The 26,040-nt window shown below is 52.4% G+C and carries 28 protein-coding genes; 15 read left to right on the top strand and 13 right to left on the bottom strand.

From position 1 onward, the window contains the following. Positions 1 to 264: 264 nt before the first annotated feature. Genes ACLJNW_RS09130 through ACLJNW_RS09110 form a run of 5 tightly spaced genes read left to right on the top strand, consistent with a single transcriptional unit; the run spans position 265 to position 3,317 of the window. Positions 265 to 690: a PPC domain-containing DNA-binding protein gene (locus ACLJNW_RS09130; protein ID WP_024154702.1), complete on the top strand. Its 426-nt coding sequence runs from the start codon at positions 265 to 267 to the stop codon at positions 688 to 690. Positions 691 to 715: 25 nt separating this feature from the next. Further along, a complete protein-coding gene (locus ACLJNW_RS09125; RefSeq protein WP_000124001.1) occupies positions 716 to 1,294 on the top strand; it encodes an ECF transporter S component in 579 nt (192 codons plus the stop codon). Beyond that, positions 1,295 to 2,002, top strand: coding sequence for an energy-coupling factor transporter transmembrane component T (locus ACLJNW_RS09120; protein ID WP_020839035.1), 708 nt, complete (start codon positions 1,295 to 1,297; stop codon positions 2,000 to 2,002). Further along, positions 1,990 to 2,667, top strand: coding sequence for an ABC transporter ATP-binding protein (locus tag ACLJNW_RS09115; RefSeq protein ID WP_001524843.1), 678 nt, complete (start codon positions 1,990 to 1,992; stop codon positions 2,665 to 2,667). The genes ACLJNW_RS09120 and ACLJNW_RS09115 overlap by 13 nt, the downstream gene beginning before the upstream one ends. After that, on the top strand, positions 2,661 to 3,317 hold the full coding sequence (locus tag ACLJNW_RS09110; RefSeq protein ID WP_000956925.1) for an ABC transporter ATP-binding protein: 657 nt from the start codon (positions 2,661 to 2,663) through the stop codon (positions 3,315 to 3,317). Before ACLJNW_RS09115 ends, ACLJNW_RS09110 begins: the two co-directional genes overlap by 7 nt. Before the next feature lie 43 nt (positions 3,318 to 3,360). Here ACLJNW_RS09110 and tkt read toward each other — a convergent pair whose 3' ends face one another. Then, on the bottom strand, positions 3,361 to 5,352 hold the full coding sequence (tkt, locus tag ACLJNW_RS09105) for a transketolase (protein ID WP_024154701.1): 1,992 nt from the start codon (positions 5,350 to 5,352) through the stop codon (positions 3,361 to 3,363). Positions 5,353 to 5,627: 275 nt separating this feature from the next. Here tkt and ACLJNW_RS09100 point away from each other — a divergent pair, with 275 nt between their 5' ends. Continuing rightward, positions 5,628 to 6,386 carry a M48 family metallopeptidase gene (locus tag ACLJNW_RS09100; protein ID WP_000701824.1) on the top strand — a complete coding sequence of 253 codons (759 nt, stop codon included), beginning with the start codon at positions 5,628 to 5,630 and terminating at the stop codon, positions 6,384 to 6,386. 100 nt (positions 6,387 to 6,486) lie between these two features. Here ACLJNW_RS09100 and speB read toward each other — a convergent pair whose 3' ends face one another. The 6 genes from speB to ACLJNW_RS09070 all read right to left on the bottom strand — a co-directional run bounded on the left by speB (position 6,487) and on the right by ACLJNW_RS09070 (position 12,806). After that, complete coding sequence (gene speB / locus ACLJNW_RS09095; protein WP_000105550.1) at positions 6,487 to 7,407, bottom strand: agmatinase; 921 nt, start codon at positions 7,405 to 7,407, stop codon at positions 6,487 to 6,489. 204 nt (positions 7,408 to 7,611) lie between these two features. Next, positions 7,612 to 8,568, bottom strand: coding sequence for an alpha/beta fold hydrolase (locus tag ACLJNW_RS09090; RefSeq protein WP_077910372.1), 957 nt, complete (start codon positions 8,566 to 8,568; stop codon positions 7,612 to 7,614). A gap of 192 nt (positions 8,569 to 8,760) precedes the next feature. Next, the gene (locus ACLJNW_RS09085; protein ID WP_000965541.1) at positions 8,761 to 9,255 is read right to left on the bottom strand and encodes a YhcH/YjgK/YiaL family protein; all 495 of its coding nucleotides are present in this window, start codon (positions 9,253 to 9,255) and stop codon (positions 8,761 to 8,763) included. A gap of 38 nt (positions 9,256 to 9,293) precedes the next feature. Beyond that, positions 9,294 to 10,301, bottom strand: a complete 1,008-nt coding sequence (locus tag ACLJNW_RS09080; protein ID WP_000104231.1) for an Ldh family oxidoreductase — start codon at positions 10,299 to 10,301, stop codon at positions 9,294 to 9,296. Between the two features lie 13 nt (positions 10,302 to 10,314). Then, a complete protein-coding gene (locus tag ACLJNW_RS09075) occupies positions 10,315 to 11,331 on the bottom strand; it encodes a zinc-binding alcohol dehydrogenase family protein (protein ID WP_000853911.1) in 1,017 nt (338 codons plus the stop codon). A 2-nt stretch (positions 11,332 to 11,333) separates the two neighbouring features. Beyond that, on the bottom strand, positions 11,334 to 12,806 hold the full coding sequence (locus tag ACLJNW_RS09070) for a mannitol dehydrogenase family protein (RefSeq protein ID WP_024154699.1): 1,473 nt from the start codon (positions 12,804 to 12,806) through the stop codon (positions 11,334 to 11,336). Between the two features lie 840 nt (positions 12,807 to 13,646). On the opposite strand from ACLJNW_RS09070, the gene ACLJNW_RS09065 reads away from it, so the two are divergent. Then, positions 13,647 to 13,724 (top strand): hypothetical protein, encoded by a 78-nt coding sequence (locus ACLJNW_RS09065; protein WP_023228383.1) that lies wholly within the window; start codon positions 13,647 to 13,649, stop codon positions 13,722 to 13,724. A gap of 314 nt (positions 13,725 to 14,038) precedes the next feature. Here ACLJNW_RS09065 and ACLJNW_RS09060 read toward each other — a convergent pair whose 3' ends face one another. From ACLJNW_RS09060 to ACLJNW_RS09035, 6 genes are all read right to left on the bottom strand, one after another. Beyond that, positions 14,039 to 14,839 (bottom strand): FadR/GntR family transcriptional regulator, encoded by an 801-nt coding sequence (locus tag ACLJNW_RS09060; RefSeq protein ID WP_001576357.1) that lies wholly within the window; start codon positions 14,837 to 14,839, stop codon positions 14,039 to 14,041. A gap of 153 nt (positions 14,840 to 14,992) precedes the next feature. Continuing rightward, entirely contained in the window at positions 14,993 to 15,724 is a 732-nt protein-coding gene (locus ACLJNW_RS09055; protein WP_000032797.1) for a hypothetical protein, read from the bottom strand. A 144-nt stretch (positions 15,725 to 15,868) separates the two neighbouring features. After that, a complete protein-coding gene (gene speA / locus ACLJNW_RS09050; protein ID WP_001278580.1) occupies positions 15,869 to 17,845 on the bottom strand; it encodes a biosynthetic arginine decarboxylase in 1,977 nt (658 codons plus the stop codon). An 8-nt stretch (positions 17,846 to 17,853) separates the two neighbouring features. Continuing rightward, positions 17,854 to 17,985: an acid stress response protein YqgB gene (gene yqgB, locus ACLJNW_RS09045; protein WP_000729109.1), complete on the bottom strand. Its 132-nt coding sequence runs from the start codon at positions 17,983 to 17,985 to the stop codon at positions 17,854 to 17,856. 85 nt (positions 17,986 to 18,070) lie between these two features. After that, complete coding sequence (locus ACLJNW_RS09040; protein ID WP_001751809.1) at positions 18,071 to 18,220, bottom strand: hypothetical protein; 150 nt, start codon at positions 18,218 to 18,220, stop codon at positions 18,071 to 18,073. Positions 18,221 to 18,279: 59 nt separating this feature from the next. Further along, positions 18,280 to 18,579 carry a hypothetical protein gene (locus tag ACLJNW_RS09035; RefSeq protein ID WP_023198014.1) on the bottom strand — a complete coding sequence of 100 codons (300 nt, stop codon included), beginning with the start codon at positions 18,577 to 18,579 and terminating at the stop codon, positions 18,280 to 18,282. A 55-nt stretch (positions 18,580 to 18,634) separates the two neighbouring features. Here ACLJNW_RS09035 and metK point away from each other — a divergent pair, with 55 nt between their 5' ends. The 8 genes from metK to ruvX all read left to right on the top strand — a co-directional run bounded on the left by metK (position 18,635) and on the right by ruvX (position 26,025). Next, positions 18,635 to 19,789, top strand: coding sequence for a methionine adenosyltransferase (gene metK / locus ACLJNW_RS09030; RefSeq protein ID WP_001062140.1), 1,155 nt, complete (start codon positions 18,635 to 18,637; stop codon positions 19,787 to 19,789). A gap of 492 nt (positions 19,790 to 20,281) precedes the next feature. After that, the gene (gene galP / locus ACLJNW_RS09025; RefSeq protein ID WP_001113171.1) at positions 20,282 to 21,676 is read left to right on the top strand and encodes a galactose/proton symporter; all 1,395 of its coding nucleotides are present in this window, start codon (positions 20,282 to 20,284) and stop codon (positions 21,674 to 21,676) included. A gap of 78 nt (positions 21,677 to 21,754) precedes the next feature. Next, positions 21,755 to 22,252 carry a SprT family zinc-dependent metalloprotease gene (locus ACLJNW_RS09020; protein ID WP_000856775.1) on the top strand — a complete coding sequence of 166 codons (498 nt, stop codon included), beginning with the start codon at positions 21,755 to 21,757 and terminating at the stop codon, positions 22,250 to 22,252. A 95-nt stretch (positions 22,253 to 22,347) separates the two neighbouring features. Continuing rightward, positions 22,348 to 23,055, top strand: a complete 708-nt coding sequence (endA, locus tag ACLJNW_RS09015) for a deoxyribonuclease I (protein ID WP_000286124.1) — start codon at positions 22,348 to 22,350, stop codon at positions 23,053 to 23,055. 76 nt (positions 23,056 to 23,131) lie between these two features. Beyond that, the gene (rsmE, locus tag ACLJNW_RS09010) at positions 23,132 to 23,863 is read left to right on the top strand and encodes a 16S rRNA (uracil(1498)-N(3))-methyltransferase (RefSeq protein ID WP_023203985.1); all 732 of its coding nucleotides are present in this window, start codon (positions 23,132 to 23,134) and stop codon (positions 23,861 to 23,863) included. A 19-nt stretch (positions 23,864 to 23,882) separates the two neighbouring features. Next, complete coding sequence (gene gshB, locus ACLJNW_RS09005; protein ID WP_000593248.1) at positions 23,883 to 24,830, top strand: glutathione synthase; 948 nt, start codon at positions 23,883 to 23,885, stop codon at positions 24,828 to 24,830. A 215-nt stretch (positions 24,831 to 25,045) separates the two neighbouring features. Continuing rightward, positions 25,046 to 25,609: a YqgE/AlgH family protein gene (locus ACLJNW_RS09000; protein ID WP_001053167.1), complete on the top strand. Its 564-nt coding sequence runs from the start codon at positions 25,046 to 25,048 to the stop codon at positions 25,607 to 25,609. Continuing rightward, on the top strand, positions 25,609 to 26,025 hold the full coding sequence (gene ruvX, locus ACLJNW_RS08995) for a Holliday junction resolvase RuvX (protein ID WP_000017096.1): 417 nt from the start codon (positions 25,609 to 25,611) through the stop codon (positions 26,023 to 26,025). The genes ACLJNW_RS09000 and ruvX overlap by 1 nt, the downstream gene beginning before the upstream one ends. Positions 26,026 to 26,040: the final 15 nt, after the last annotated feature.

The raw sequence follows: 26,040 nt of genomic DNA, 5'->3' as shown, positions 1-26,040 counted from the left end.
AACATTTAATTAACTGAAACGCTTCAGCTAGAATAAGCGAAACGGGGAATAAAAGGAATGTTTGTCCAGTCGAAGAAGACAGTTATCTGACCTGCATCACATTTCATGGCCGCTTACGCTGCAATTTATTCCATATTTAAGAATCACCAGTACATCCGTCAGATCTTTTCATCGTCGCGTCACAAATACTGATTTATATCAGAAAGCGCTGTCGCCAGCGTCTATATTATCAGCGCCACGTCCGAGTCTCGGAGTCCTGTAACGATGACTGTATCTCACCACAATGCCTCTACAGCGCGCTTTTACGCGCTTCGTCTGCTTCCCGGCCAGGAAGTGTTTTCCCAATTACACGCCTTTGTGCAACAGAACCAATTACATGCCGCCTGGATTGCAGGGTGTACCGGCAGTCTGACCGACGTTGCGCTGCGTTATGCCGGGCAAAAGGCGACCACATCGCTCACCGGCACGTTTGAAGTTATCTCGCTAAACGGCACGCTTGAATTGACCGGCGAGCATCTGCATCTCGCGGTATCGGATCCCTACGGGGCCATGCTCGGCGGCCATATGATGCCAGGGTGTACCGTGCGTACCACGCTGGAGCTGGTTATCGGCGAGCTGCCAGCGCTGACGTTCAGCCGTCAACCGTGCGCCATTTCCGGTTATGACGAACTGCATATTTCTTCCCGTTAATTGACGACTCTTTAAGAGGTACTTTATGGCGCGTCGCCCGTTTTCCAGCCAGTCTCTGGTGCTGATTGTCATCGCTATTGCCATCAATATGATTGGCGGACAGCTTATTAGCATGTTGAAGCTGCCTATTTTTCTCGACTCGATCGGCACCTTAATTAGCGCGGTACTGTTAGGGCCGTTCATCGGCATGTTGACTGGGCTTCTGACCAACTTGCTGTGGGGGCTGCTTACCGATCCTATCGCTGCCGCGTTTGCCCCGGTAGCGATGGTTATCGGTCTGGTCGCCGGGTGGCTGGCGCGCGCAGGCTGGTTTCGTACCCTGCCCAAAGTGATCGTCAGCGGGGTCGTCATTACGTTAGCGGTGACGCTGGTCGCCGTACCGCTTCGTACCGCACTTTTTGGCGGCGTTACCGGCAGCGGCGCTGATTTGTTCGTCGCCTGGATGCATTCAATGGGCCAAAACCTGGTGGAGTCAGTCGCGATTACCGTCATAGGCGCTAATCTGGTCGATAAAATTCTGACGGCGATCATCGTTTGGGTGCTGCTGCGTCAGCTACCGTTACGTACGACACGGCATTTTCCTGCGATGTCAGCCGTACGCTAAATGCATCCGTTTACCTCGTTAACCTTATGGGCGCTGGCGGCCTGCACCACGCTGCTACTCCCTGCGCAGACCGTGCTCCCGGTTTATAGCGCGGCGGCCTTCCTCTGTCTGCTGGCGCTGAAATCAACGCGGCGGCGGGCGAAGTATGTCGCCTGGCTGATGCTGTCTTTAGGATTTGGGCTATGGCTGGTACATGGCGGTTGGCTAACGGAATGGATAAGCGGGCAGCCTCGCGATCCGCAGCGCTGGATATATGCCGTTACGCTATGGCTACGTCTGCTGGCGATCGTGTCGACGTCGCAGCTATGGATGCAGTATGTGCCGGTTCAGCGGTTTATTCGCGCCCTGTTCGCTTCACGTCTGCCGCCCGGCATCGCTTACCTGTTCGCTGGCCCTCTGCTGGTCGTCGAACAGCTCAAACGACAACTGACGATCGTTCATGAAGCCCAGCGCGCGCGTGGCGTACCGCTGGATGAAGGCTGGTATCAGCGGCTACGGGCAATGCCTGCGCTGATCGTGCCGCTTACGCAAAATGCGCTTAACGATCTGACAATACGCGGCGCGGCGTTGGATATGCGGGGGTTTCGGCTGCATCGAGCCCGAACCACGCTGTGGGCGCCGAAAGATAGCATGTTACAACGGGTTGCGCGGTATGGCATGGTACTGCTAATACTGGCGGAAGCGGGAGTGTGGATATGGTTACGTTAGAGCAGTTTCGTTATCTTCCGTCCGATGCGACACGCCCGCCGGCATGTTTTGATTTCCACTATTCAACACCCGGAATAGTGGCGATAGTCGGCGATAACGGCAGCGGAAAAAGTACGCTGGCGCAACTGATGGCTGGCTGGTATCCGGATTATCTTCCCGGTGATATTGACGGCACAGGCTTACTGCTTGGCGTCCCTATCGGGCAGCTCCCGCTGGTAGAACAGTCGCCCACCATCCAGTTGGTGCAGCAATCGCCTTATTTACAGCTTTCCGGCTGTACCTTTAGCGTAGAGGAAGAGGTGGCGTTTGGCCCGGAGAATCTCGGCCTCCATGAAGCGGAAATTCTACGGCGCATTGACGAGGCGCTGACCCTGACAAACTGCCAGTCGTTACGCCATCGCCATCCCGGCACGCTCTCCGGCGGCGAAACGCAGCGGGTAGTAATTGCCAGCGCGCTTGCCATGCAGCCCAGACTGTTAATTCTTGATGAAGCCTTCAGTCGGCTGACGTCAGCGGCCACCGGGATGCTGCTGGAACGGCTACAACAGTGGGCGCTGGAACGTCATTCTCTCATTGTGCTTTTTGAGCGTAACCATTTTCCTTTTCTGACGCGATGCCAGCGGGTATGGCAATTGCGCGACGGAGCGCTAACCCCATTATGTTGACGTTAAATCAGGTCGCTTATCGCTGGCCGGATGCCGCAGCCGACTGTCTGCACGCTATCTCGCTTGAACTTCGTGACGGCGAATGGCTGGCGTTGACCGGCGATAACGGCGCGGGAAAATCAACACTGTTACGGATTATGGCCGGCCTGCTTTCCCCCACTTCCGGCTCGGTAACGCTTAATGGAGAGCCGATTGCGCAGCTTAAAAATCGTCAACGCGCCGCCGCTATCGGCGTACTCTTTCAGGAAGCGGAAAACCAGATTTTCCACAGCAATGTCGCGCAAGAGGTCGCTTTTGGGCTGAAACTACAACGCTTATCGGCAGAGGAAATTTCACGGCGCACGCAGGCCGCGCTGCGGTTATGCCAGCTAACGGACGTCGCCGAGGCGCACCCGCTTGATCTGCACGCCGCACAGCGCCGGATGGTGGCGGTCGCCAGTCTGGAGGCGATGGCGCCGCCTGTGTTATTGCTGGATGAACCCAGCCGGGATTTTGACGCCCACTGGCTAACCGTATTTGAACACTGGCTGGCGACATGCCGGGCACGGGGAACCAGCGTCGTGGCGATTAGCCATGACGCTGCGTTTACCCGGCGTCATTTTTCACGGGTGGTACGGCTGGAAAACGGCAGGTTGTCAAAGGGAGAATAAAAAACGGGTCGCCGAAGCGACCCGTTTTATGCCGTATTAAGGATTACAGCAGTGCTTTCGCTTTGGCGATCACGTTGTCCACCGTGAAGCCAAACTCTTCAAACAACAGCTCTGCCGGGGCGGATTCACCGAAGGTGGTCATCCCGACAATAGCGCCGTTCAGGCCGACGTATTTGAACCAGTAGTCAGCGATACCCGCTTCAATCGCCACACGCGCAGAGACCGCCTTCGGCAGCACGGATTCACGGTAAGCCGCATCCTGCTTGTCGAACGCGTCGGTGGACGGCATGGAAACCACGCGCGCCTTCACGCCTTCGGCAGTCAGTTTTTCGTAAGCGGCAACCGCCAGCTCAACCTCTGAACCGGTCGCAATGAAGATAATCTGCGGCTGGCCCACACAATCTTTCAGTACGTAACCACCGCGGGCGATATTCGCCAGTTGCTCTTCAGTACGTTCCTGCTGCGCCAGGTTCTGACGGGAGAGGATCAGCGCGGTTGGGCCATCCTGACGCTCTACGCCATATTTCCACGCCACCGCGGATTCCACCTGGTCGCACGGACGCCATGTGGACATGTTCGGCGTTACGCGCAGGCTTGCCACCTGCTCGACCGGCTGGTGCGTCGGGCCATCTTCGCCCAGACCGATGGAGTCGTGGGTGTACACCATCACCTGACGTTGTTTCATCAACGCTGCCATACGCACTGCGTTACGGGCATATTCGACGAACATCAGGAAGGTGGAGGTGTACGGCAGGAAACCGCCGTGCAGGGCGATACCGTTGGCGATAGCGGTCATACCGAATTCGCGCACACCGTAATGAATGTAGTTACCTGCGGCATCTTCGTTAATCGCTTTCGAACCGGACCACAGGGTCAGGTTAGACGGTGCCAGGTCAGCGGAGCCGCCGAGGAATTCCGGCAACAGCGGACCGAAGGCTTCGATGGCATTCTGGGACGCTTTGCGGCTGGCGATTTTCGCCGGGTTAGCCTGCAGTTTAGCGATGAATTCATTCGCTTTCGCATCGAAGTCAGCCGGCATGTCGCCTTTCATACGACGAGTGAATTCAGCAGCTTCCTGCGGGAAGGCTTTCTCATAAGCCGCGAATTTCTCATTCCATGCAGACTCTTTCGCCTGGCCGGCTTCTTTCGCATCCCACTGGGCGTAGATTTCAGACGGGATTTCGAACGGCGCGTATTTCCAGCCCAACTGTTCGCGGGTCAGCGCGATTTCCGCGTCGCCCAGCGGCGCGCCGTGGGAATCGTGGGTACCCTGTTTGTTCGGCGAACCGAAACCGATGATGGTTTTGCACATCAGCAGAGACGGTTTGTCAGTCACGGCGCGAGCTTCTTCCGTGGCGCGTTTAATGGCGTCGGCATCGTGACCGTCAATGCCACGGATAACGTGCCAGCCGTAGGCTTCAAAACGTTTCGCGGTGTCATCGGTGAACCAGCCTTCAACGTGACCATCGATAGAGATACCGTTGTCATCATAGAACGCGATCAGTTTGCCCAGTTTCAGAGTACCAGCCAGAGAGCACACTTCGTGAGAAATGCCTTCCATCATGCAGCCGTCGCCCATAAAGACGTAGGTGAAGTGGTCAACGATGTCGTGGCTAGGACGGTTAAACTGCGCCGCCAGAGTTTTCTCGGCAATCGCCATCCCGACGGCGTTGGCAATACCCTGACCCAGCGGGCCAGTAGTGGTTTCAACGCCAGCGGTGTAGCCCACTTCCGGGTGACCCGGGGTTTTTGAATGTAGCTGACGGAAATTCTGCAGTTCGGACATCGGCAGGTCATAACCGGTGAGGTGCAGCAGGCTGTAAATCAGCATTGAGCCGTGGCCATTGGACAGCACGAAGCGGTCGCGGTCGGCCCAGGACGGGTTGGTCGGGTTGTGGTTCAGGAAATCACGCCACAGGACTTCGGCAATGTCAGCCATACCCATCGGGGCACCCGGGTGACCGGATTTGGCTTTCTGTACTGCGTCCATGCTCAGCGCACGAATAGCATTGGCAAGCTCTTTACGTGAGGACATTTTGACTCCAGATCGGATGTTGAAAGGCCATGCCCGTAACGACTTGACGACAGCGCGTTTTGGGCTACGCCGGAAAATTTGCCAACAATTTACCCCAAGCCGCGCGTCATGTACATGGAACATCCTTTTACCGCTTCAGAAATCTCCGGATCGTGCTCGCATGTTGCGCAATTAGCTAACTTGCCTGCCACGCTTTTCTTTATACTTAACCCAGGCGCTAATTCATCTGCAACGAGCGCATTTCAAAATAATATTAATTCGTATGGAAGAGAAAAATGAAAATTCGCGCTTTACTGCTTGCTTTGGGCATGGCGACGGTGCTGACCGGTTGCCAGAATATGGACTCTAATGGACTGCTTTCTTCGGGCGCTGAAGCTTTTCAGGCCTATACGTTAAGCGATGCGCAGGTAAAAGCGTTGAGCGATCAATCCTGTCAAGAGCTCGACAGCAAAGCGAAAATCGCGCCGGCGAGCAGCGAATACGCTAAACGACTGGCAAAAATTGCCGCTGCGCTGGGGGATAACATTAACGGCCAGCCGGTGAACTATAAGGTTTACGAGACGAAAGACGTCAACGCGTTTGCCATGGCGAACGGTTGTATTCGCGTCTACAGCGGACTGATGGATATGATGACCGACAACGAAGTTGAAGCCGTGATCGGCCATGAAATGGGCCATGTCGCGCTGGGTCATGTAAAGAAAGGGATGCAGGTCGCGCTGGGCACTAACGCCGTGCGCGTCGCGGCGGCATCGGCAGGAGGCGTTGTCGGCAGCCTGTCGCAATCACAGCTTGGCGATCTTGGCGAAAAACTGGTGAACTCGCAGTTCTCCCAGCGTCAGGAGTCCGAAGCGGATGATTATTCTTACGATCTGTTGCGCAAACGCGGTATCAGTCCGGCAGGACTTGCCACCAGCTTTGAGAAACTGGCAAAACTGGAAGCGGGTCGTCAAAGCTCGATGTTCGACGATCACCCGGCGTCCGCCGCACGCGCACAGCATGTGCGCGATCGTATGAGCGCGGACGGGATCAAATAATCCCCGAACAGTGCCGGATGGCGGCGTGGACGCCTTATCCGGCCTACAAGCATCAATCAGCTGTAGGCCGGATAAGCGCAGCGCCATCCGGCAAAACAACTTACTCGCCTTTCTTCGCCGCCTGGATATAGAGCATTTCTAATGCCAGCGTCGCGGCCGCCAGAGCGGTGATCTCCGACTGATCGTAAGCCGGCGCGACTTCCACTACATCCATACCGACAATGTTCAGATCTTTCAGACCGCGTACCAGTTTAATGGCGCGATCGGAGGTCAGGCCGCCGATCACCGGCGTACCGGTACCAGGCGCAAACGCCGGGTCCAGACAGTCGATATCAAAGGTCAGATAGACCGGCATATCGCCGACGATCTGTTTCACCTGAGCGAGAATATCATCCACGCCGCGATCGTTGACCTGGCAGGCATCCAGCACGGTAAAGCCATTGTCTTTGTCAAACTCAGTACGAATACCGATCTGTACCGAATGATGCGGATCGATCAGGCCTTCTTTCGGCGCGGTGTAAAACATCGTGCCGTGATCGAATTCGCAGCCGTTAGCGTAGGTATCGGTATGCGCATCAAAATGTACCAGCGCCATTTTGCCAAAATGTTTCGCGTGGGCGCGCAGCAGCGGCAGCGTGACGAAGTGGTCGCCGCCGAAAGAGAGCATACGCTTGCCTGCAGACAGCAGTTTTTCAGCGTGCGCCTGTAATTTTTCACTCATCTCACGGGCATCGCCAAACGCATACACCAAATCGCCGCAGTCCACGACGTTCAGGCGCTCGCGCATGTCAAAATTCCACGGGAAACGGTGATGTTCCCAGGCGAGGTTGGTCGACACCTGACGGATCGCCGCCGGGCCATGACGACCGCCAGCGCGACCGGACGTTGCCATATCAAACGGTACGCCAGTGATCACCCAGTCGGCATCGCTGTCATACGGCTGGAAGTTCATTGGCAGACGTAAAAAACCAAACGCATTAGAAACCAGTGAGTTATCGTACTGATGACCTAAGGTGCTCATGGCAAAAACCTCTTCTTAGTCAATATAAAAAAACCCTCCCGCGTCGTTAGGCCCGACGAGGAAGGGTTTGAATTTGTTTACGGCTCAAAGTTTACTCTGACAGACCGCATTATTGAAGTCAGTTTAGCCAGGTACAGTAGACAACGCCCGAAAAAAATATATATCCAGCGCAAATCAGTAGGCTCATACGTCCATCGCGGTCAGTTAAGAGGCCTTAGGGAGTTGCCGCTGTAAAAACTCAAGCACTAATGCGTAAAACAGCGGTGTTTTTCCTGGCGTCTGGAAAATGGCGTGACCGCTACCGGGAATGAGGGTCATCTCCGCCTGAGGCAGCAGCCGGTACAGCTGCGTTACCTCTTCAACGGTGAAAAATTCATCCCGGTCGCCGTCCAGTAATAGCACCGGAATGTGGATTTTTTTCACCTCTTCTTCCGTCAGCGATGTGGGCGTTGTCCACATTGGCCAGACACCTTTGAGGAACGTGCGCCAGTAGTCTTTTTGCTCTGGATGATGCATGTTCTGATAAAATTTAACCATCCCGGGCGCATCCGAAGCCATTTTATCCAGATCGCGATCCGTCAATTGCCCCTGAGGCATTCCTTTACCATAAAAAATTTCCATCCCCTGCATGTAATGGGTCGTAGCAAAGCGATGCGTTGCGCCGCCGACGATAGCAGCGCGCGCTAGATCCGGGTATCGGCTGGTTAACTTCAGAACGACCATGCCGCCATCGCTGTAACCCATCACCAGCGGTTTTTCCATCTTCAGCGCTTTAACAAAAGCCGCCATATCTTCCGTCATCAGATCATAGCTAAACGTTCCTTGCGGGTTATTGGTTAATCCATGTCCACGACTGTCCGGCATGATGACGCGAAAATATCGAGATGCCTCTTTCGCTAATCCCTGCCAACTTTTCGCCGTCAGACCACCACCATGAATCAACAGCAGCGGAGGCCCCTCGCCCTCTTCAACGTAATGAATTTTGATACCATTCGCTTCCACAAATTTATCTTTGTCCATCGTTGTTGCTGAAGCATTTATTAAAAATATAATATTGACAATAAAAATAAATGCTAATTTAAAAATATGATTCATAACACCTCGCCAATCACTTTCCGTGTAAAAGACCATATTATTCAGATTGAACAAAAATAACATCAAAATCGATTTGTATCATTTTCACTTATTTACCGGGGAGACCCCGCATCCTCTTTTTACAGAACGTAAAAAGCCTTTCCGCGATTAGCCTCAACGCGAAAAGGCTCTGAAGTCAGAAAAGTGCCACCTTATTCATTCTGGCTGTAATTCAGGATGACTTGAAGGTCTCTTCCTGAATTGCATTTGGCGCTTTCTTTATTCCTTCGTCTGACAGGGCAAGCTTGACTCGCTAAATGCCGTGGCCGGAATTTTCACAATCGCTTTTTTAACCGGCGCAGGTTTACCACGCGTACAAAGCGGACGGTGGACCTGGTTTGGATAAAAAAGCGCGAAATCGCCAGGATTTAATGTAACGAACTGCTCATTAGCGACACATTCAGGAAAGATGATGTCATCAGGAAGATGCTCAAGCTCCTTTATCCTGGTATCAATTTTGTTGGAATAGCCAATCTCCTCATAACCGCTTAGTAAAATCTGAACATCGATATATTTTTTATGAAGTTCAGCTTTGCGGTTTAACGAAGAGTGTGTTTCTCCTTCGCTTATCATAAGAAATGATTCCGGGAAAGAAAGTTCATATCTACCAGCAGGCTGATCTTCAGCTATCTTCACCGCTTCGATGATAAGTTTTTTAATAATGTTGTTAACGTAAGGTAATAAAGTAAGCTGCTCTATATTTCCATATAGCATACTATAGTTATCCTAAATAATGGTCGTGATTATAATTATCAGCCAATCAGGTACTGGTAAATACCCTCAGCCACAGGAATACCTTCTTTTAAACATTTTTCTTTATAGGCGATTTGCGGATCGTTTGGCGCCAGCACTTTATCAACACCGGGCATCGGTTTTACAGCCCTTAGCTCATTGACCATTGTGCTCATTATTGAGGAAAACAGCGGATTGCCCAACATCTGCGGATCAATAACGATAACCAGACTCGCTAACTTGCGCATCTTGTCATAGTCGCCATACATCCGAACAATATGGTTGCTAAAGTTTGCCCCCATCAGGACGCCCGTGAGCGCATCAATCGCCAGGGCAATACCAGAACCTTTGTGTCCGCCAAAGGGCAGCAGATTTTCAATTTTATGCGGATCGGTAGTGATATGTCCCTCTTTATCCAGCGCCAGGCCATGACCTATTGGTTTCCCGGTTTCTTTGGCGTGCAGAATTTTACCAAACGCAATGGCGCTGGTCGCCATATCGACGATCATCGGATGGCTGTCTTTAACGGGGAAGCCGAAGGCGATTGGGTTAGTCCCCAGAAAGCGCTCCGCGCCGCCATACGGCGCAACGCAGGTATCCGTTTGCGTCATGGCGATAGCCACCATTCCCTGGCTTGTCGCCTGCTCAATAAACCACGAGAGCGCGCCGCAGTGGGACGTATTTTTGACGCTGACGAAGCCCAGCCCCGTCTCTCTTGCCAGACTAATAGCGTGGTCTGTCGCCTTTATCAGCGCGCAGTGCCCCATTCCATCATCAGAGTCCAGAATAGCGACAGAAGGCGAAATCTGTTCGATGCTGAATGTTGCTTTTGGATTGAGCCCGCCTGCGTTCAGGCGGGTACAATAGTGCTCTACGCGAATAACGCCGTGGGAGTGAACGCCGGTGATATCGGCATGAACCAAAACGTCGGCTACCTGCTGCGCCGTTTGCGCGTCAAGACCCGCCTGGGTGAGTTTATTAAACGCCAGCGCTTTCAATTCATTTTCTTTGACTAATATTGTTGACATAACTATCCCGCTATTAAAATTTGATAACGCCTTTAACCAATTTTTTGTTTTCTACCACGTTCTTCTGGTACTGGTTGCCGAACGTATAGAAATCGAATTCCTGGTTTTTCATCATTGTTTCGCTAATAGCGCCCTGAGCCATTAGCTCAATGACACATTCGAAGTCTTCCCGCGTCGCGTTACGGCTGCTCAATAGCGTGGTCTCTTTTTTATGGAAGGTCGGATCGTCAATGACGAGCTCGCCGATATACAGCCCGATGAAGACGATTTTTCCGCCGTGACGAATCAGATCGACAGCGCGGCTCATGGAGGATTTATTGCCGGTGGCATCAAGCACAGTGCCGGCCAATTCACCGGAGAAACAGGCTTTCAGCGCATCAATATAGTCGTCTGACGACGGATCGAGCGTTGCAACGCCTACCTTTTCGGCGACCAGACGACGGCGTTCGGCGTCAATATCAGCTACCGCGACGCGAGCGCCTTTGGCTTTTGCTATCGCGGCGGCGGCCAGCCCAATCGGCCCGGCGCCGACCACCAAAATGTTTTGCTGCGGCTTCACGTCAGCGCGGCGTACTGCATGGGCGCTGATGGCGAAACACTCAACCAGCGCGCCCGCGCTGTCGGTGAGGTTATCCGACAGTTCAACCAGATTTTGTTCACGAACGGCCAGATATTCGCTAAAGCCGCCGTCCTGGTGAACACCATACAGCGAGACGTTCTCACAGCAGTTGGTTTTTCCTTCCCGGCAGGCTGCGCAAGCGCCGCAAGGAATACAGGGAATAACGCTATAGCGTTGGCCGACCTTCGCCGTGCTGCACGATTTACCCAACATTTCAGCCACGCCGCAAATTTCATGACCCAGCACGCGCGGATAGGCAAAAAAGGGCTGGCGGCCGGCAAACGCATGGATATCGGTGCCGCAAATACCAACCGCTTTAATTTTTAACAGTACTTCATCGTCTTTTAAATGAGGAATATCCCTTTCAATGTATTCAATATTTCCCGGATTATTACAGATAAGCGTTTTCATACTTAACCCTTTGAAGATAAACGGTGAATGGTGGCCGTGACGCCATGTAACTCAATATGGTTAAAGGCCTGCTGAATGTCGTTTAAAAAGTCTGCGTTGTCGCCGGCCAGCGTTCCAAAGATGCTATTTATCTGCAGCAAAGACAGCGCTTGTTCCCATCGCGTGTTTTTATTTTTAATAGCCGCATTGAAAGTATCATTGAGCGGGTCGGCCACACTCTGCCCCTGAGAGAGGGTATTAATGACGTAATGGAGCCAGCCCGCAATCAGCGTCGCTAACGCCCTGCCCTTAACGCCGCGCGCCTGGAGCGTCAGATAAGGATCGACGGCCCGCTGAGGCAGCTTCTGAGAACCGTCCATCGCAATCTGTCCGGTCTTATGTTTAATATTCGGGTTGCTGAATCGATCAATGAGCAACTGCGCATATTGATGTACATCTACCGCCAAATTCGGGCGCAGCGATTTTGCCTGCTCTTCCGTCATTAAATGATGTACGGCGGTTTTAAAAGCGTCGTCTTCCATGCACTGATAGATAAACTCATATCCAGCCAGGCTGCCGTTATAGGCGAGAAACGAATGGCTGCCATTCAGCATACGAAGTTTCATTTCTTCATAGGGAAGCACGTCCGAGACGAACATCGCCCCTGCTTTATCCCAGTCAGGACGACCGGCAACGAAATTATCTTCGATAACCCACTGACGGAAATCCTCGCATACGATGCCGCAGGGATCGGCAAAACCGATCTGGTCTTTAATCATGTCAAATTGCTCTGGCGTCATTGCCGGCACGATGCGATCGACCATGGTGCCAGGAAAGGTGACATGCTTCGCTATCCAGGCCGCCAGTTGCGGATCGAGATTATCGGCAAACGTAACGATCGCCGTTTTGGTCAAATGACCGTTTTCCGGAATGTTATCGCACGACAGTACACTAAACGGGGGAAGCCCTTGCTGGCGGCGTATCCGTAGCGCTTCGACGATCAGTCCGAGTGCTGACCGGGGATGTTCAGGATCGGCAAGATCGTGTTTGATGAGCGGATGGCTGAGATCGAGCGTTCTGGACCGCGGATCGGTGCAGTAACCTTTTTCCGTTATCGTCAACGAAACAATTTTTACCTGCGGCTCAGTCAGCTTCTCGATCGCCGCCTGAATACCTGACTTCGGCGTATGCAACGCGCCGGTGACGGTACGAACCAGGCGACTATTGATGGCGCTGGCTGACGTTTCCACCACTGAAAACAGCCCCTGTTGCGCATTTAGCGCATCCACCAGCTCCGCATCGCCGAACAGATTTAGTTCAAAAATCCCCCAGCGGTTGTCGGTTATCTCATTCGTGAGATCGTTATAAACAGCCTGGTGACCACGGTGAAAGGCGCCAAATCCAATATGTACGATGTTGGCTTCCATTCCCTGACGTGAATAAGTCGTTTTGAATTGGTGCCTTGCGGCGTCTAACTGGCGAGCTATGGTGTCCATGAATTTTTCCCACTCCTGTTTTGTTTACCAATTCTGCTTAAACAGCATACCAAAATCCGTGAATATGATCACACTCATGGCACCAAATTCTTTATCATGGTATGCTGACTAATAGCCAATGAATAAAAATAATTTATTTATCAATTAGTTACAAAAAGCACTTCTCAGGATAAATTTTACGATTCACAAAAGCGTGATTTTGATTAGAAAAATCGGCCACGAATTGGCATACCACCCATACAACCCGTAATCATTAAACCACATGAAAAACAATATCTTATTGAATAACACGCCCGCTGCAAGCGTATATGTCACGCATGATTGGTTCAATAATCACCCGAAATACAGCAAACCAACCCTGATAATTTGTCTAGTGAATTAATGAACTCAATTTATTATCAGCATCAACGTTAACCTAAGAACATCAGTTACGGTTTTGATCATCCGGGTCGCTGCTAAAGCGATGAGGAGTGAGCCGCCTTTAGACGTAATTGGCAAATTAATCCATTGATTAAAAACAGGAAAAAATTGATGAAGACGCAGATTAGGCACGTTGAAACAAAGCTTTCAAAGCCCCTCTGGCCGAGGTCTTAGTTGACGCGAAACATGGCATAATAGCCATTTCGAACTGGTAACCACGACGATTACGCTGGAAGACGGTTCAACTGGCACCGGATATTCCTATACCGGCGGAAAGGGTGGGTATGCAATTAAAGCGATGATCGACCACGATCTTGCCCCGGTACTGTCAGGGAAAGAGGCGCTGCGATTGACGATATCTATGACTTTATGGAATAGCATATTCACTATGTGGGTCGCGGAGGCATCGCATCGTTTGCGATGTCTGCGGTGGATATCGCCCTTTGGGATTTGAAAGGCAAACGTGAAAAACTGCCGCTGTGGAAAATGGCTGGTTGAAGGCGGCGCGTCTGTCGACGAATGGCGGTCGTTTGGTATGCTCGCTCGGTATGCAGGAATTACACGTCAGACTGGTTTCCGCATTCGAGACTGGCTGACTGGAGGTTCACAGTTTCCCGATCGATCAATATACCAAACATCCGCTGGTGGTCGACAATTATCGCGCCGTGGCACCGGACACCTACGGCATTGGCGTAGAGTTTGACTGGGATAAGCTGAGCGTTTACGAAGCCTGATTCCCTCTCTCCGGGCTTGTTTTTGGCGGCAGGCCCGGTTAATCGCTGACAAAAATGTCATCCGCCTGAAAATAGCCGTCAGGTGGCGAAGAAAAAATCATCAAAATCTTCCAGCGAATCATCCTGTTGGAAGATTTTTACCAGCTCATTTTTACTGTTTTCAAGATGGGTCCACGAAGCCTGTCTGGCCTGCTCAGCATCGCGTTTTTGCAATGCAAGGAAGATACTACGGTGATCTTCCACCCATTTCATTCTTAACTCTTTCTTATGTAAATACTTATAGTTTAACTGCTTCCAGCGCGGATTTTCGGTCCTGACAGCCCGCCACAGCTCGGCAGATTGTTTCATTAATACACGATTTTGCGTAGATTCCGCGATGATATTGTGGAACTGGCGATCCAGTTCTTCAAATTTGTCGCTGTCGCCGCCAATCTGCTTTTCCTGCTGCTCAATAATACGTTTAAGCTGCTTAAGTTCATTAAATCTTATTTGCGTAGCGGCAAAACCGGTGATGTTGCTTTCGATGACCTGCCGGGCCTGTAGCAATTCAAAGGGGCCAATGTCTGAGTAAGGCAAGAGCGCTTTTTGATTGATTTTCTCCAGACTATCAATAAAGTAAGTGCCTGCGCCTTGCTTAACCTCTACCACTCCCTTCAGCTCAAGCATAATAATCGCCTCACGAATCGTCGTGCGGCTGGTTTGAAAACGCTCGCTAAGTTCTCTCTCCGCCGGAAGTCGCTCGCCAGCTTTAAATACCCCTGAATAGAGTAGTTCTTCTATTTGCAGCCCTATATCAAAATAGCGCCGCTTGGTTAAAATTTGTTCCATGCACATACCTATGTAGACAGCAATTGCTCCACTTGAGGGTAGTGTAAACAAATCCTAATGTTTATGGTAAACAATTTCCCTGTCAGAGAGTGGTCGTTTCTTTCCCGCAACCTACGGCTATGCGCGTCACACAGTCCTTCCCCACCAGACTCGGCAGGAAAGGCGCTGATTCCCATAACGCATATTTGACGTTTGATGCCGGGTTTATTTGCGGCAGGGCGGCGGCGCATACCCGTTATTGTCCGCCGGGAAAGCCTGCGAGGAACAAGGCGGTAGCGTATTTGTTGCTTTACCCTGCAATGCAAAAGCGGCAAAGCCAATGACGCCGATGTTGCGTACGTCGCCCTGCGCGGAGTGGGCCGCATAAGCGTCAGCTACGTCGGCGAACTGGAATGCCGCCTCAGTGTGTTTATCTTTGCGAAACCCTTTAATCGCCAGTGAATCGCCGGCGTTAACAATATAGCCATGATGATTCAGCGAGCCTGCTTTTCCGTTCAACACGTCCAGGCCATCAACCGTTGCGACGATTTCGTAATTGGTATCATGACTGTAATTACGAATATATAACTGATAGTTCATCCCTGATCTTGCAGGAATACTATATTGCCATTGTCCCATTGATGCGTTGTAGCGACGAGTAATTGGAATCGAATTAAAATTAGCGTCGCGCACAGCATATTCAAGATCGCTGATACGTATACTATAAACTTTATCGTAACCTGACGGATATTGAGTGGAGTAATTTATTATCACCATTTCGGCAGGTTCTCGATCGACACGTTCTACCGAAACGCTTTGTACCGATGAATGCACGTCGCCGCCCCAGGCGGTGCCGACGTCGGATGAAGAGCCATTATTAGATTGCATTCCACTGGAACAGCCGCCTAACAGCAAAAACAAGCCAACAATGACGGCATTAAATTTAAATTTGCTCATACTCATACCCCTTTTTAATTATTAGGGGGATTGTAGGCCCATAAAATCACATAGAGAAGCGGCACCGCTGATAATTAAGAATTTATAAAATATAAAAGGGTCGACTTAAATAATTAAATCGACCCACAAGCGGAATACTCTTAATTACTCATCTTCAAGATAAGTATAACCGTACAGTCCCGCTTCAAATTCCTCAAGGAACTGCTGCTGCAACGCATCGTCCAGATCCGTCTGTTTTACCTGGTCGCGGAAATGCGTTAACAGCGTTTTCGGATCCAGTTGCACATATTGCAGCATATCCGCAACGGTATCGCCTTCGTCCGACAGTTCAACCTCGACGCTACCATCCGGGAAGACAAACACGTCAACCGCTTCAGTATCGCCAAACAGGTTGTGCATGTTACCGAGGATCTCCTGATAGGCACCGACCATAAAGAAGCCGAGCATCGGCGGATTCTCTGGATCGTATTCCGGCATCGGCATCGTCGTGGCGATACCGTCGCCATCGATATAGTGGTCAATAGCGCCATCGGAATCACAGGTTATATCCAGCAGCACGGCACGACGTTCCGGTACCTGATCTAACCCTTCCAGCGGCAGTACCGGGAAGAGCTGATCGATTCCCCACGCGTCCGGCATTGACTGGAACAGCGAGAAGTTGACGTACATTTTGTCCGCCATCCGCTCTTGCAGTTCGTCGATAATCGGGCGATGCGCACGGTTTTGCGGGTCCAGTTGCTTCTGCACTTCATGGCACATGCTGAGATAAAGTTGCTCCGCCCAGGCGCGCTCCTGCAAACTAAACGCGCCGGAAGAGTAGCCGATATGAATATCGTGCAGATCCATTTGGCTATCATGCAGCCACTCACGCAACGAGCGGCGAGTGCCAGGCTTATGCATCTCCTGCCAGGTTTCCCACAGATTTTGTAGCGCGCGCGGCGCATCTTCAGCAGGGGCTGTCGGATCCGTGTATTCGTTACGCTCCACGCCGATAATGTTAGAGACCAGTACCGTATGGTGCGCAGTGACGGCGCGGCCAGACTCGGTAATCACCGTCGGATGCGGTAAACCATGCTCTTCGCAGGCATCGCCAATCGCCCAGATGATGTTATTGGCATATTCGTTCAGGCCATAGTTCACCGAACAGTCGGACTGCGAGCGGGTACCTTCATAATCCACGCCCAGACCGCCGCCCACGTCGAAGCACTGGATATTAACGCCCAGCTTATGCAGCTCAACATAGAAACGCGCGGACTCGCGCACGCCGGTCGCGATATCGCGAATGTTCGCCATCTGCGATCCCAGGTGGAAGTGCAACAGTTGCAGACTGTCCAGACGCCCGGCGTCACGCAGGGTCTCCACCAGTTGCAGCACCTGGGTCGCCGCCAGGCCGAATTTTGATTTTTCGCCGCCGGAGGATTGCCACTTACCGGACCCCTGAGAGGCCAGACGCGCACGCACGCCCAGGCGAGGAACCACATTCAGGCGCTCGGCCTCCTCCAGCACAATCGCGATTTCAGACATCTTTTCGATGACCAGATAAACCTTATGGCCCATCTTCTCGCCAATCAGCGCCAGCCGAATGTATTCACGGTCTTTATAACCATTACAGACGATCACGCTACGGGTCATGCCGGCATGCGCCAGCACCGCCATCAATTCCGCTTTTGACCCCGCTTCCAGCCCCAACGGTTCACCGGAATGGATAAGGGACTCGATCACGCGGCGATGCTGATTGACCTTAATCGGATAAACGAGGAAGTAGTCGCCGTTATAACCGTAAGATTCACGCGCACGCTTAAACGCCGCGTTAATTGAACGCAAACGGTGTTGCAGGATCTGCGGGAAGCAGAACAGCGCCGGCAGACGCTGACCTTGCGCTTCGCGCGCTTTCACCAGTTTGGCAAGATCGACACGCGCTTCCGGTACGTCGGGATCGGGGCATACGCTAATATGGCCCAGCTCGTTGACGTCGTAGTAGTTATTGCCCCACCAGGCAATATTGTAAGTGCGCAGCATCTTGCTGGCTTCCTGGGAGCTCATTGCAACCTCCTGCATGGAGCGTAGTACACCCTGTTCGCCTGCTGACGAAGGCGAACCCATAGACATGTCGTCAGACATAGCGAACCTCAATTTTTATTAGCAAGTGTAAAACAGTTGACTACTATCGCAATCCGAAGACGCGATAACAACCCATAGACAAGCGGATTTTCCAGCAGATAGCGCTGATGCTCCGCCTGCGCGACCGGTTTCTTTTTCATATCATTGTAAACACGTAACCGAACTCACAGATAACGGTTCGGCGAAACCACGAGAAAACTCTTGCGTTAACAAGAGCGCCCTTGTTCAGTCTTCAGCGCCATTGCCGGCTCTGGAATCCTGAGAAGCGCCGAGATGGGTATAACATCGGCAGGTATGCAAAGCAGAGATGCAGATTGCGGGGGACATGCGCGCACCAGAACGATGCGACAGATTCAGCAGAATACAACGGTTCATTATCTCGTATCACCTCCACGGCCGCCTCGTAAGACGAACCCACAAGCCAAAGCAACGTTTTAACCCGGCTGGAAGTGGCGACACGAAGAAAACGTCGTGTGCTTTTGTATGAGCCGCGCGTCGCGTTTTATACCCAGAACGCAGAAAAAAAGCAAAGCATAAATGCGCATAATGTCAGCATTATCAGAAACGTTTACCGCCTGATTTTGACCGACATTGCGACGGCCTTCAAAAAAAGCTGGAAATTGGGCGAAGAAGTGACCTAAAATAGCCGTCCAGATGTTAATCCATCCATACCGATTAACACTCAGACTGCCAGTGTCAGTGACCTTCAGACTCATGGTAGAATCTTCTGTCATGACTATTCCGCACAACAGTTTGAGCTAACTAAATTCTCCTTAGGTGAAATTAAATATGGCAAAACACCTTTTTACGTCTGAGTCCGTATCAGAAGGGCATCCTGACAAAATCGCAGACCAAATCTCTGATGCCGTGTTGGACGCTATCCTGCAACAGGATCCGAAAGCACGCGTCGCCTGTGAAACCTACGTTAAAACCGGCATGGTTTTAGTTGGCGGTGAGATCACCACCAGCGCCTGGGTCGATATCGAAGAGATTACCCGTAATACGGTGCGCGAAATTGGCTATGTGCATTCCGACATGGGCTTTGACGCCAACTCTTGCGCGGTACTGAGCGCAATTGGCAAACAGTCTCCGGATATCAACCAGGGCGTTGACCGCGCAGACCCGCTGGAACAAGGCGCGGGCGACCAGGGCCTGATGTTTGGCTACGCGACAAATGAAACCGACGTACTGATGCCTGCGCCAATCACCTACGCGCACCGTCTGGTACAGCGTCAGGCTGAAGTGCGTAAAAATGGCACCCTGCCATGGTTGCGTCCGGATGCAAAAAGCCAGGTCACTTTCCAGTATGACGACGGCAAAATCGTCGGTATCGACGCCGTGGTTCTCTCTACGCAGCACGCAGAAGATATCGACCAAAAATCGCTGCAAGAAGCGGTGATGGAAGAGATCATCAAACCCATTCTGCCGTCTGAATGGTTAAATACGTCCACTAAGTTTTTTATCAACCCAACCGGGCGTTTTGTTATCGGCGGCCCGATGGGCGATTGTGGTCTGACCGGTCGTAAGATCATCGTTGATACCTACGGCGGTATGGCGCGTCACGGCGGCGGCGCCTTCTCCGGTAAAGATCCGTCTAAAGTTGACCGTTCTGCAGCTTACGCTGCGCGTTATGTCGCGAAAAACATCGTGGCGGCAGGTCTGGCGGATCGCTGTGAAATCCAGGTCTCCTACGCTATCGGCGTAGCGGAGCCGACGTCCATCATGGTGGAAACGTTCGGTACTGAAAAAGTGCCTGCTGAACAGTTGATTCTGCTGGTGCGCGAATTCTTCGACCTGCGCCCGTACGGCTTGATTCAGATGCTGGATCTGCTGCACCCGATCTACAAAGAAACTGCGGCTTACGGCCACTTCGGTCGCGAAAACTTCCCATGGGAAAAAACCGACAAAGCGCAACTGCTGCGCGATGCTGCCGGTCTGAAATAATCGCCCGCGCCTGACGCTGTTTTTCAGTCAGGGAAACCATACCGTACTTATCAAGGCCAGCGCTCTGCTGGCCTTTATCATTGCTGATACACGCAACGTTATCAGATATTCCAGCGTGAATTTATACTGACCTTTTTGTGATGCGCAGCACAATCCACTCTCCCCTTTCGTTTCTTCGACTACACTTTTTATCATTCAGTTTCAGTCATCATGAAAGCGGTTACATTCATTTTCATTAAGAACTGACTACATCACTATCGGTATGCTAATTCTGCGATGAAAATATTACATAATTTTTCAACTTTGTCTGAATACCAGGCGATTGATATGGTTATAAGATTATTAAAACTATTATTTTTCAGATAATTAAATAATCACCGAGATAAATAGTAGTGTAAACGATTACACCATTGTGATTAGCCTCACATCTTTTTACGGCGTACTCACCTACTCTTAACATCGATAAAATTGCTAACCCAACCGGAGGGCATAATGCCTGACAATAAAAAACAAGGGCGTTCCAACAAGGCCATGACATTTTTTGTCTGCTTTCTTGCAGCCCTGGCAGGATTACTTTTTGGCCTGGATATCGGCGTTATCGCCGGTGCTTTACCCTTCATTACCGACGAGTTTCAGATTACCGCACACACTCAGGAATGGGTGGTCAGCTCCATGATGTTTGGCGCTGCCGTCGGCGCTGTCGGCAGCGGCTGGCTCTCCTTTAAGCTGGGTCGTAAAAAAAGCCTGATGATCGGCGCTATCCTGTTCGTCGCCGGTTCGCTGTTCTCCGCTGCGGCGCCTAACGTTGAAGTCCTGATTATTTCTCGCGTGCTGCTGGGTCTGGCCGTCGGCGTCGCTTCCTACACTGCACCGTTGTACCTGTCCGAGATCGCGCCGGAAAAAATTCGCGGCAGTATGATCTCAATGTACCAACTCATGATCACCATCGGGATTCTGGGCGCTTATCTGTCAGATACCGCGTTCAGCTACAGCGGCGCATGGCGCTGGATGCTCGGCGTGATCATCATCCCGGCCATTCTGCTGTTGATCGGCGTCTTCTTCTTGCCGGACAGCCCGCGCTGGTTTGCGGCGAAACGCCGTTTCCATGATGCTGAACGCGTCCTGTTGCGCCTGCGTGACACCAGTGCGGAAGCAAAACGTGAGCTCGATGAAATTCGCGAAAGTTTGCAGGTTAAACAGAGCGGTTGGGCGCTGTTCAAAGAGAACAGCAACTTCCGCCGCGCCGTGTTTCTTGGCATTTTGTTGCAGGTCATGCAGCAATTTACCGGGATGAACGTCATCATGTATTACGCGCCGAAAATCTTCGAACTGGCGGGATACACGAATACCACGGAGCAGATGTGGGGCACCGTTATTGTTGGTCTGACTAACGTGCTGGCAACCTTCATCGCTATCGGCCTGGTTGACCGCTGGGGCCGCAAGCCGACCCTGACGCTGGGCTTCCTGGTCATGGCGATTGGTATGGGGATTCTGGGTACGATGATGCACATCGGCATCCATTCGCCGTCTGCACAATACTTCGCTATCGCTATGCTGCTGATGTTCATCATTGGATTTGCGATGAGCGCTGGTCCGCTGATTTGGGTACTGTGCTCCGAAATCCAGCCGCTGAAAGGCCGCGATTTCGGCATCACCTGCTCCACCGCGACCAACTGGATCGCCAATATGATCGTCGGCGCAACGTTCCTGACCATGCTGAACAATCTGGGTAACGCCAACACCTTCTGGGTCTACGCTGGCCTGAACGTGCTGTTTATCCTGCTGACCCTGTGGCTGGTGCCGGAAACCAAACACGTTTCGCTGGAGCACATTGAACGTAACCTGATGAAAGGTCGTAAACTGCGCGAAATCGGCGCCCACGACTAATCCCTCCACGCTTCCTCCTGCCACAGGAGGAAGCGTTTTTCTTGCAGTCCCTCTTCCGTCGCACTATTCTCTGCCGCTATGAAAACCCCTCGTCTCCCTATCGCTATCCAGCAGGCCGTGATGCGCCGTCTGCGGGAAAATCTCGCCCAGGCGAACCTCAAGCTCGATAGACATTATCCGGAGCCGAAACTGGTGTATACGCAACGCGGCACCTCGGCGGGCACCGCCTGGCTGGAGAGCTACGAAATCCGCCTCAACCCGGTGTTACTGCTGGAAAACATCGACACCTTTATAGCAGAGGTCGTGCCGCATGAACTGGCGCATCTGTTGGTGTGGAAGCACTTCGGACGCAAGGCTCCGCATGGCAAGGAATGGAAGTGGATGATGGAAAGCGTGCTGGGCGTTCCGGCCAGACGTACCCATCAATTTGCGCTGCAATCCGTACGGCGCAATACCTTTCCCTATCATTGCCAATGCCAGCAACATCAACTCACCGTCCGCCGTCATAATCGGGTAGTACGCGGCGAAGCGGTTTATCGTTGCGTTCACTGCGGCGAACCACTGGTCGCCGGGTAGTTTCCCGAAACGTCCGGGAACTTTCCTGAGCGGACTGATTGCATACAGACACAACTTTCGTTACGTTGCGGGCTCGTTTTGCTATGGAGTGTGCAATGTACCGTAATTTTTCTTTTGCCGCTGCGTTGCTGGCCGCAGCGTTTTCAGGCCAGGCCCTGGCCGATGGCATTAACAATTTTTCTCAGGCCAAAGCGGCGAGCGTCAAAGTCAATGCTGACGCGCCCGGCAGCTTTTACTGCGGGTGCCAAATCCGCTGGCAGGGTAAAAAAGGCGTCGTAGACCTGGAGTCCTGCGGCTATAAGGTGCGTAAAAACGAGAATCGCGCCAGACGCATTGAGTGGGAGCACGTTGTCCCCGCCTGGCAATTCGGTCATCAGCGCCAGTGCTGGCAGGACGGCGGGCGAAAAAACTGCGCTAAAGACCCGGTCTACCGCAAAATGGAAAGCGATATGCATAACCTGCAACCCGCGATTGGCGAAGTGAATGGCGATCGCGGCAACTTTATGTATAGCCAGTGGAACGGCGGCGAAGGTCAGTACGGGCAGTGCGCCATGAAAGTAGATTTCAAAGCGAAGCTCGCCGAGCCGCCCGCCCGCGCCCGTGGCGCAATCGCCCGCACTTATTTTTATATGCGCGACCAATACCAACTGAAACTTTCCCGCCAACAAACGCAGCTTTTTAACGTCTGGGATAAGCAGTACCCCGTTACCGCCTGGGAGTGCGAGCGCGATGCGCGTATCGCGAAGGTCCAGGGTAATCATAATCCCTATGTGCAACGCGCTTGCCAGGCGCGAAAGAGCTAACCTACACTAGCGGGATTCTTGTTAACCCATGCCCTGGATAGCCAAACGCCGGGGCCATGACGCGGATTTTTTTATTATGCGTATTCCCCGCATTTATCACCCTGAATTGTTGACGTCCGGTACGCAGATTTCGTTATGCGAAGATGCGGCCAACCATATTGGTCGTGTACTGCGCATGGGAGCGGGACAAGCGTTACAGCTGTTTGACGGCAGTAATCAGGTATTCGATGCTGAAATCATTAGCGCCAGTAAGAAAAGCGTTGAAGTGCAAGTGATGAAAGGCGAAATCGACGATCGTGAATCGCCGCTACATATCCATCTGGGCCAGGTGATGTCGCGCGGTGAAAAAATGGAATTTACTATCCAGAAATCGATCGAACTGGGTGTAAGCCTCATTACGCCACTGTTCTCTGAGCGCTGCGGCGTTAAACTGGATAGTGAACGTCTGAACAAAAAGCGCCAGCAGTGGCAAAAGATCGCCATCGCCGCCTGCGAACAATGCGGGCGTAACCGGGTGCCGGAAATTCGCCCGCCGATGGCGCTGGAAGCCTGGTGCGCCGAGCAAGATTCCGGGCTGAAGCTCAATCTTCATCCGCGCGCCCATGCCAGCATTAACACTCTGCCGCTGCCGGTTGAACGCGTCCGACTGCTAATCGGCCCGGAAGGCGGGCTGTCGGCGGACGAAATCGCGATGACCGCGCGCTATCAGTTTACTGATATTCTGTTAGGACCTCGCGTTCTGCGTACTGAGACAACCGCGCTCACCGCCATTACTGCGCTACAGGTGCGTTTTGGCGACTTAGGATGAAGCGTTAACGGAGAAAATAATGATCAAGCTCGGCATCGTGATGGACCCCATCGCACACATCAACATCAAGAAAGACACCAGTTTCGCTATGCTGCTGGAAGCCCAACGTCGTGGTTATGAACTTCATTATATGGAGATGGCCGACCTTTATCTGATTAACGGCGAAGCCCGCGCCCGCACGCGAACGTTGAGCGTGGAGCAAAATTACGATAAATGGTACGAGTTCGGCAGCGAGCAGGAGATTAAACTCGCCGATCTGGACGTCATTTTGATGCGTAAAGATCCGCCGTTTGATACCGAGTTTATTTATGCGACCTATATTCTGGAACGCGCTGAAGAAGAAGGGACGCTGATCGTCAACAAACCGCAAAGCCTGCGCGACTGTAATGAAAAACTGTATACTGCCTGGTTTGCCGATCTGACGCCGGAAACGCTGGTAACGCGCAATAAAGCGCAGCTCAAAGCGTTTTGGGAAAAGCACGGCGATATCATTATGAAACCGCTGGACGGTATGGGCGGCGCGTCCATTTTCCGCGTTAAGGAAGGCGATCCTAACATAGGCGTTATTGCCGAAACGCTGACCGAGCTGGGCAACCGCTACTGCATGGCGCAGAACTATTTGCCCGCGATCAAAGATGGCGATAAGCGCGTACTGGTCGTCGACGGCGAGCCGGTGCCTTACTGCCTGGCGCGTATTCCGCAGGGCGGCGAAACCCGCGGCAACCTGGCGGCTGGTGGTCGCGGCGAACCCCGTCCGTTGAGCGAAAGCGACTGGGAAATCGCCCGCCGCGTTGGGCCAACGCTTAAAGCCAAAGGGCTTATTTTCGTCGGTCTGGATATTATCGGCGACCGCTTAACGGAAATTAACGTGACCAGCCCAACCTGCGTGCGTGAAATTGAAGCGGAATACCCGATCTCTATCACCGGGATGTTGATGGACGCCATCGAAGCGCGTCTGGCGAAGTAAACGTTTATTGCCCGGTGGCGTGCGCTTACCGGGCCTGAGCAATCACGCCGCCCCGGTCGGATAAGGCGGCGCGTCAGCATCGCCATCCGGCAGTCTATTGCCCGATAAGGCCGCCGTCCTTTGGCAAAAGACGGCTTATATGAGTGACAACCGTCCGCTTTCCCCACATACTGAACGCTGTCGTTTTTTTGAACCAGGAAACAGAACCTCTGACAATGAATTTACAGCATCACTTTCTTATTGCCATGCCTGCGCTCCAGGACCCGATTTTCCGCCGTTCCGTAGTGTATATTTGCGAGCACAACCAGGACGGCGCTATGGGGATTATTATTAATAAACCTTTGGAAAATCTGCAAATTGAAGGGATTCTGGAAAAACTAAAAATTACGCCGGAACCGCGCGATTCGGCAATTCGTCTTGATAAAGCCGTGATGCTCGGCGGCCCGCTGGCGGAAGATCGCGGATTTATTCTCCATACTCCGCCGTCACGTTTCGCCTCCAGCATTCGTATCTCAGACAATACCGTGATTACCACCTCCCGCGATGTGCTGGAAACGTTAGGTACCCAACAACAGCCTTCCGATGTGCTGGTCGCGCTGGGCTACGCCTCCTGGGATAAAGGCCAGCTTGAACAAGAGTTGCTTGATAACGCCTGGCTTACCGCGCCCGCCGATCTCAATATTTTGTTCAAAACACCCATTGCCGAGCGCTGGCGCGAAGCGGCAAAACTTATTGGCATTGATATTCTGACCATGCCTGGCGTTGCGGGGCACGCCTGATGAGCGGCACCTTACTGGCCTTTGACTTCGGCACAAAAAGCATCGGCGTTGCAATAGGACAACGCATTACCGGCACCGCCCGTCCGCTTCCGGCAATCAAAGCACAGGACGGCACGCCCGACTGGACGCTCATTGAACGTTTGCTGAAAGAGTGGCAGCCGGACGAAATTATTGTCGGGCTACCGCTCAATATGGATGGCACTGAACAGCCGCTGACGGCGCGCGCACGTAAATTCGCCAACCGTATTCATGGGCGTTTCGGGGTAACTGTCACGCTGCACGATGAACGACTCAGCACCGTTGAAGCACGCTCCGGTCTGTTTGAACGAGGTGGGTATCGCGCACTGAACAAAGGCAAAGTGGACTCGGCCTCCGCCGTGATTATCCTCGAAAGCTATTTTGAACAGGGGTATTAAAGCCGTTTTTGTCAG

The sequence above is a fragment of the Salmonella sp. SAL4457 genome (genome assembly GCF_046548235.1).
In the GTDB taxonomy this organism is placed as follows: domain Bacteria; phylum Pseudomonadota; class Gammaproteobacteria; order Enterobacterales; family Enterobacteriaceae; genus Salmonella; species Salmonella enterica.
This window is presented reverse-complemented; position numbering and strand designations above follow the sequence as displayed.

What these genes read in the sequence shown, in the direction of transcription:
- ACLJNW_RS09130 (WP_024154702.1), top strand. Translation starts at nt 265, where the DNA reads ATGACTGTATCTCACCACAATGCCTCTACAGCGCGCTTTTACGCGCTT.
- ACLJNW_RS09125 (WP_000124001.1), top strand. Translation starts at nt 716, where the DNA reads ATGGCGCGTCGCCCGTTTTCCAGCCAGTCTCTGGTGCTGATTGTCATC.
- ACLJNW_RS09120 (WP_020839035.1), top strand. Translation starts at nt 1,295, where the DNA reads ATGCATCCGTTTACCTCGTTAACCTTATGGGCGCTGGCGGCCTGCACC.
- ACLJNW_RS09115 (WP_001524843.1), top strand. Translation starts at nt 1,990, where the DNA reads ATGGTTACGTTAGAGCAGTTTCGTTATCTTCCGTCCGATGCGACACGC.
- ACLJNW_RS09110 (WP_000956925.1), top strand. Translation starts at nt 2,661, where the DNA reads ATGTTGACGTTAAATCAGGTCGCTTATCGCTGGCCGGATGCCGCAGCC.
- tkt (WP_024154701.1), bottom strand. Translation starts at nt 5,352, where the DNA reads ATGTCCTCACGTAAAGAGCTTGCCAATGCTATTCGTGCGCTGAGCATG.
- ACLJNW_RS09100 (WP_000701824.1), top strand. Translation starts at nt 5,628, where the DNA reads ATGAAAATTCGCGCTTTACTGCTTGCTTTGGGCATGGCGACGGTGCTG.
- speB (WP_000105550.1), bottom strand. Translation starts at nt 7,407, where the DNA reads ATGAGCACCTTAGGTCATCAGTACGATAACTCACTGGTTTCTAATGCG.
- ACLJNW_RS09085 (WP_000965541.1), bottom strand. Translation starts at nt 9,255, where the DNA reads ATGCTATATGGAAATATAGAGCAGCTTACTTTATTACCTTACGTTAAC.
- ACLJNW_RS09080 (WP_000104231.1), bottom strand. Translation starts at nt 10,301, where the DNA reads ATGTCAACAATATTAGTCAAAGAAAATGAATTGAAAGCGCTGGCGTTT.
- ACLJNW_RS09075 (WP_000853911.1), bottom strand. Translation starts at nt 11,331, where the DNA reads ATGAAAACGCTTATCTGTAATAATCCGGGAAATATTGAATACATTGAA.
- ACLJNW_RS09070 (WP_024154699.1), bottom strand. Translation starts at nt 12,806, where the DNA reads ATGGACACCATAGCTCGCCAGTTAGACGCCGCAAGGCACCAATTCAAA.
- ACLJNW_RS09065 (WP_023228383.1), top strand. Translation starts at nt 13,647, where the DNA reads ATGTCTGCGGTGGATATCGCCCTTTGGGATTTGAAAGGCAAACGTGAA.
- ACLJNW_RS09055 (WP_000032797.1), bottom strand. Translation starts at nt 15,724, where the DNA reads ATGAGCAAATTTAAATTTAATGCCGTCATTGTTGGCTTGTTTTTGCTG.
- speA (WP_001278580.1), bottom strand. Translation starts at nt 17,845, where the DNA reads ATGTCTGACGACATGTCTATGGGTTCGCCTTCGTCAGCAGGCGAACAG.
- yqgB (WP_000729109.1), bottom strand. Translation starts at nt 17,985, where the DNA reads ATGAAAAAGAAACCGGTCGCGCAGGCGGAGCATCAGCGCTATCTGCTG.
- ACLJNW_RS09040 (WP_001751809.1), bottom strand. Translation starts at nt 18,220, where the DNA reads ATGAACCGTTGTATTCTGCTGAATCTGTCGCATCGTTCTGGTGCGCGC.
- ACLJNW_RS09035 (WP_023198014.1), bottom strand. Translation starts at nt 18,579, where the DNA reads ATGACAGAAGATTCTACCATGAGTCTGAAGGTCACTGACACTGGCAGT.
- metK (WP_001062140.1), top strand. Translation starts at nt 18,635, where the DNA reads ATGGCAAAACACCTTTTTACGTCTGAGTCCGTATCAGAAGGGCATCCT.
- galP (WP_001113171.1), top strand. Translation starts at nt 20,282, where the DNA reads ATGCCTGACAATAAAAAACAAGGGCGTTCCAACAAGGCCATGACATTT.
- ACLJNW_RS09020 (WP_000856775.1), top strand. Translation starts at nt 21,755, where the DNA reads ATGAAAACCCCTCGTCTCCCTATCGCTATCCAGCAGGCCGTGATGCGC.
- endA (WP_000286124.1), top strand. Translation starts at nt 22,348, where the DNA reads ATGTACCGTAATTTTTCTTTTGCCGCTGCGTTGCTGGCCGCAGCGTTT.
- rsmE (WP_023203985.1), top strand. Translation starts at nt 23,132, where the DNA reads ATGCGTATTCCCCGCATTTATCACCCTGAATTGTTGACGTCCGGTACG.
- gshB (WP_000593248.1), top strand. Translation starts at nt 23,883, where the DNA reads ATGATCAAGCTCGGCATCGTGATGGACCCCATCGCACACATCAACATC.
- ACLJNW_RS09000 (WP_001053167.1), top strand. Translation starts at nt 25,046, where the DNA reads ATGAATTTACAGCATCACTTTCTTATTGCCATGCCTGCGCTCCAGGAC.
- ruvX (WP_000017096.1), top strand. Translation starts at nt 25,609, where the DNA reads ATGAGCGGCACCTTACTGGCCTTTGACTTCGGCACAAAAAGCATCGGC.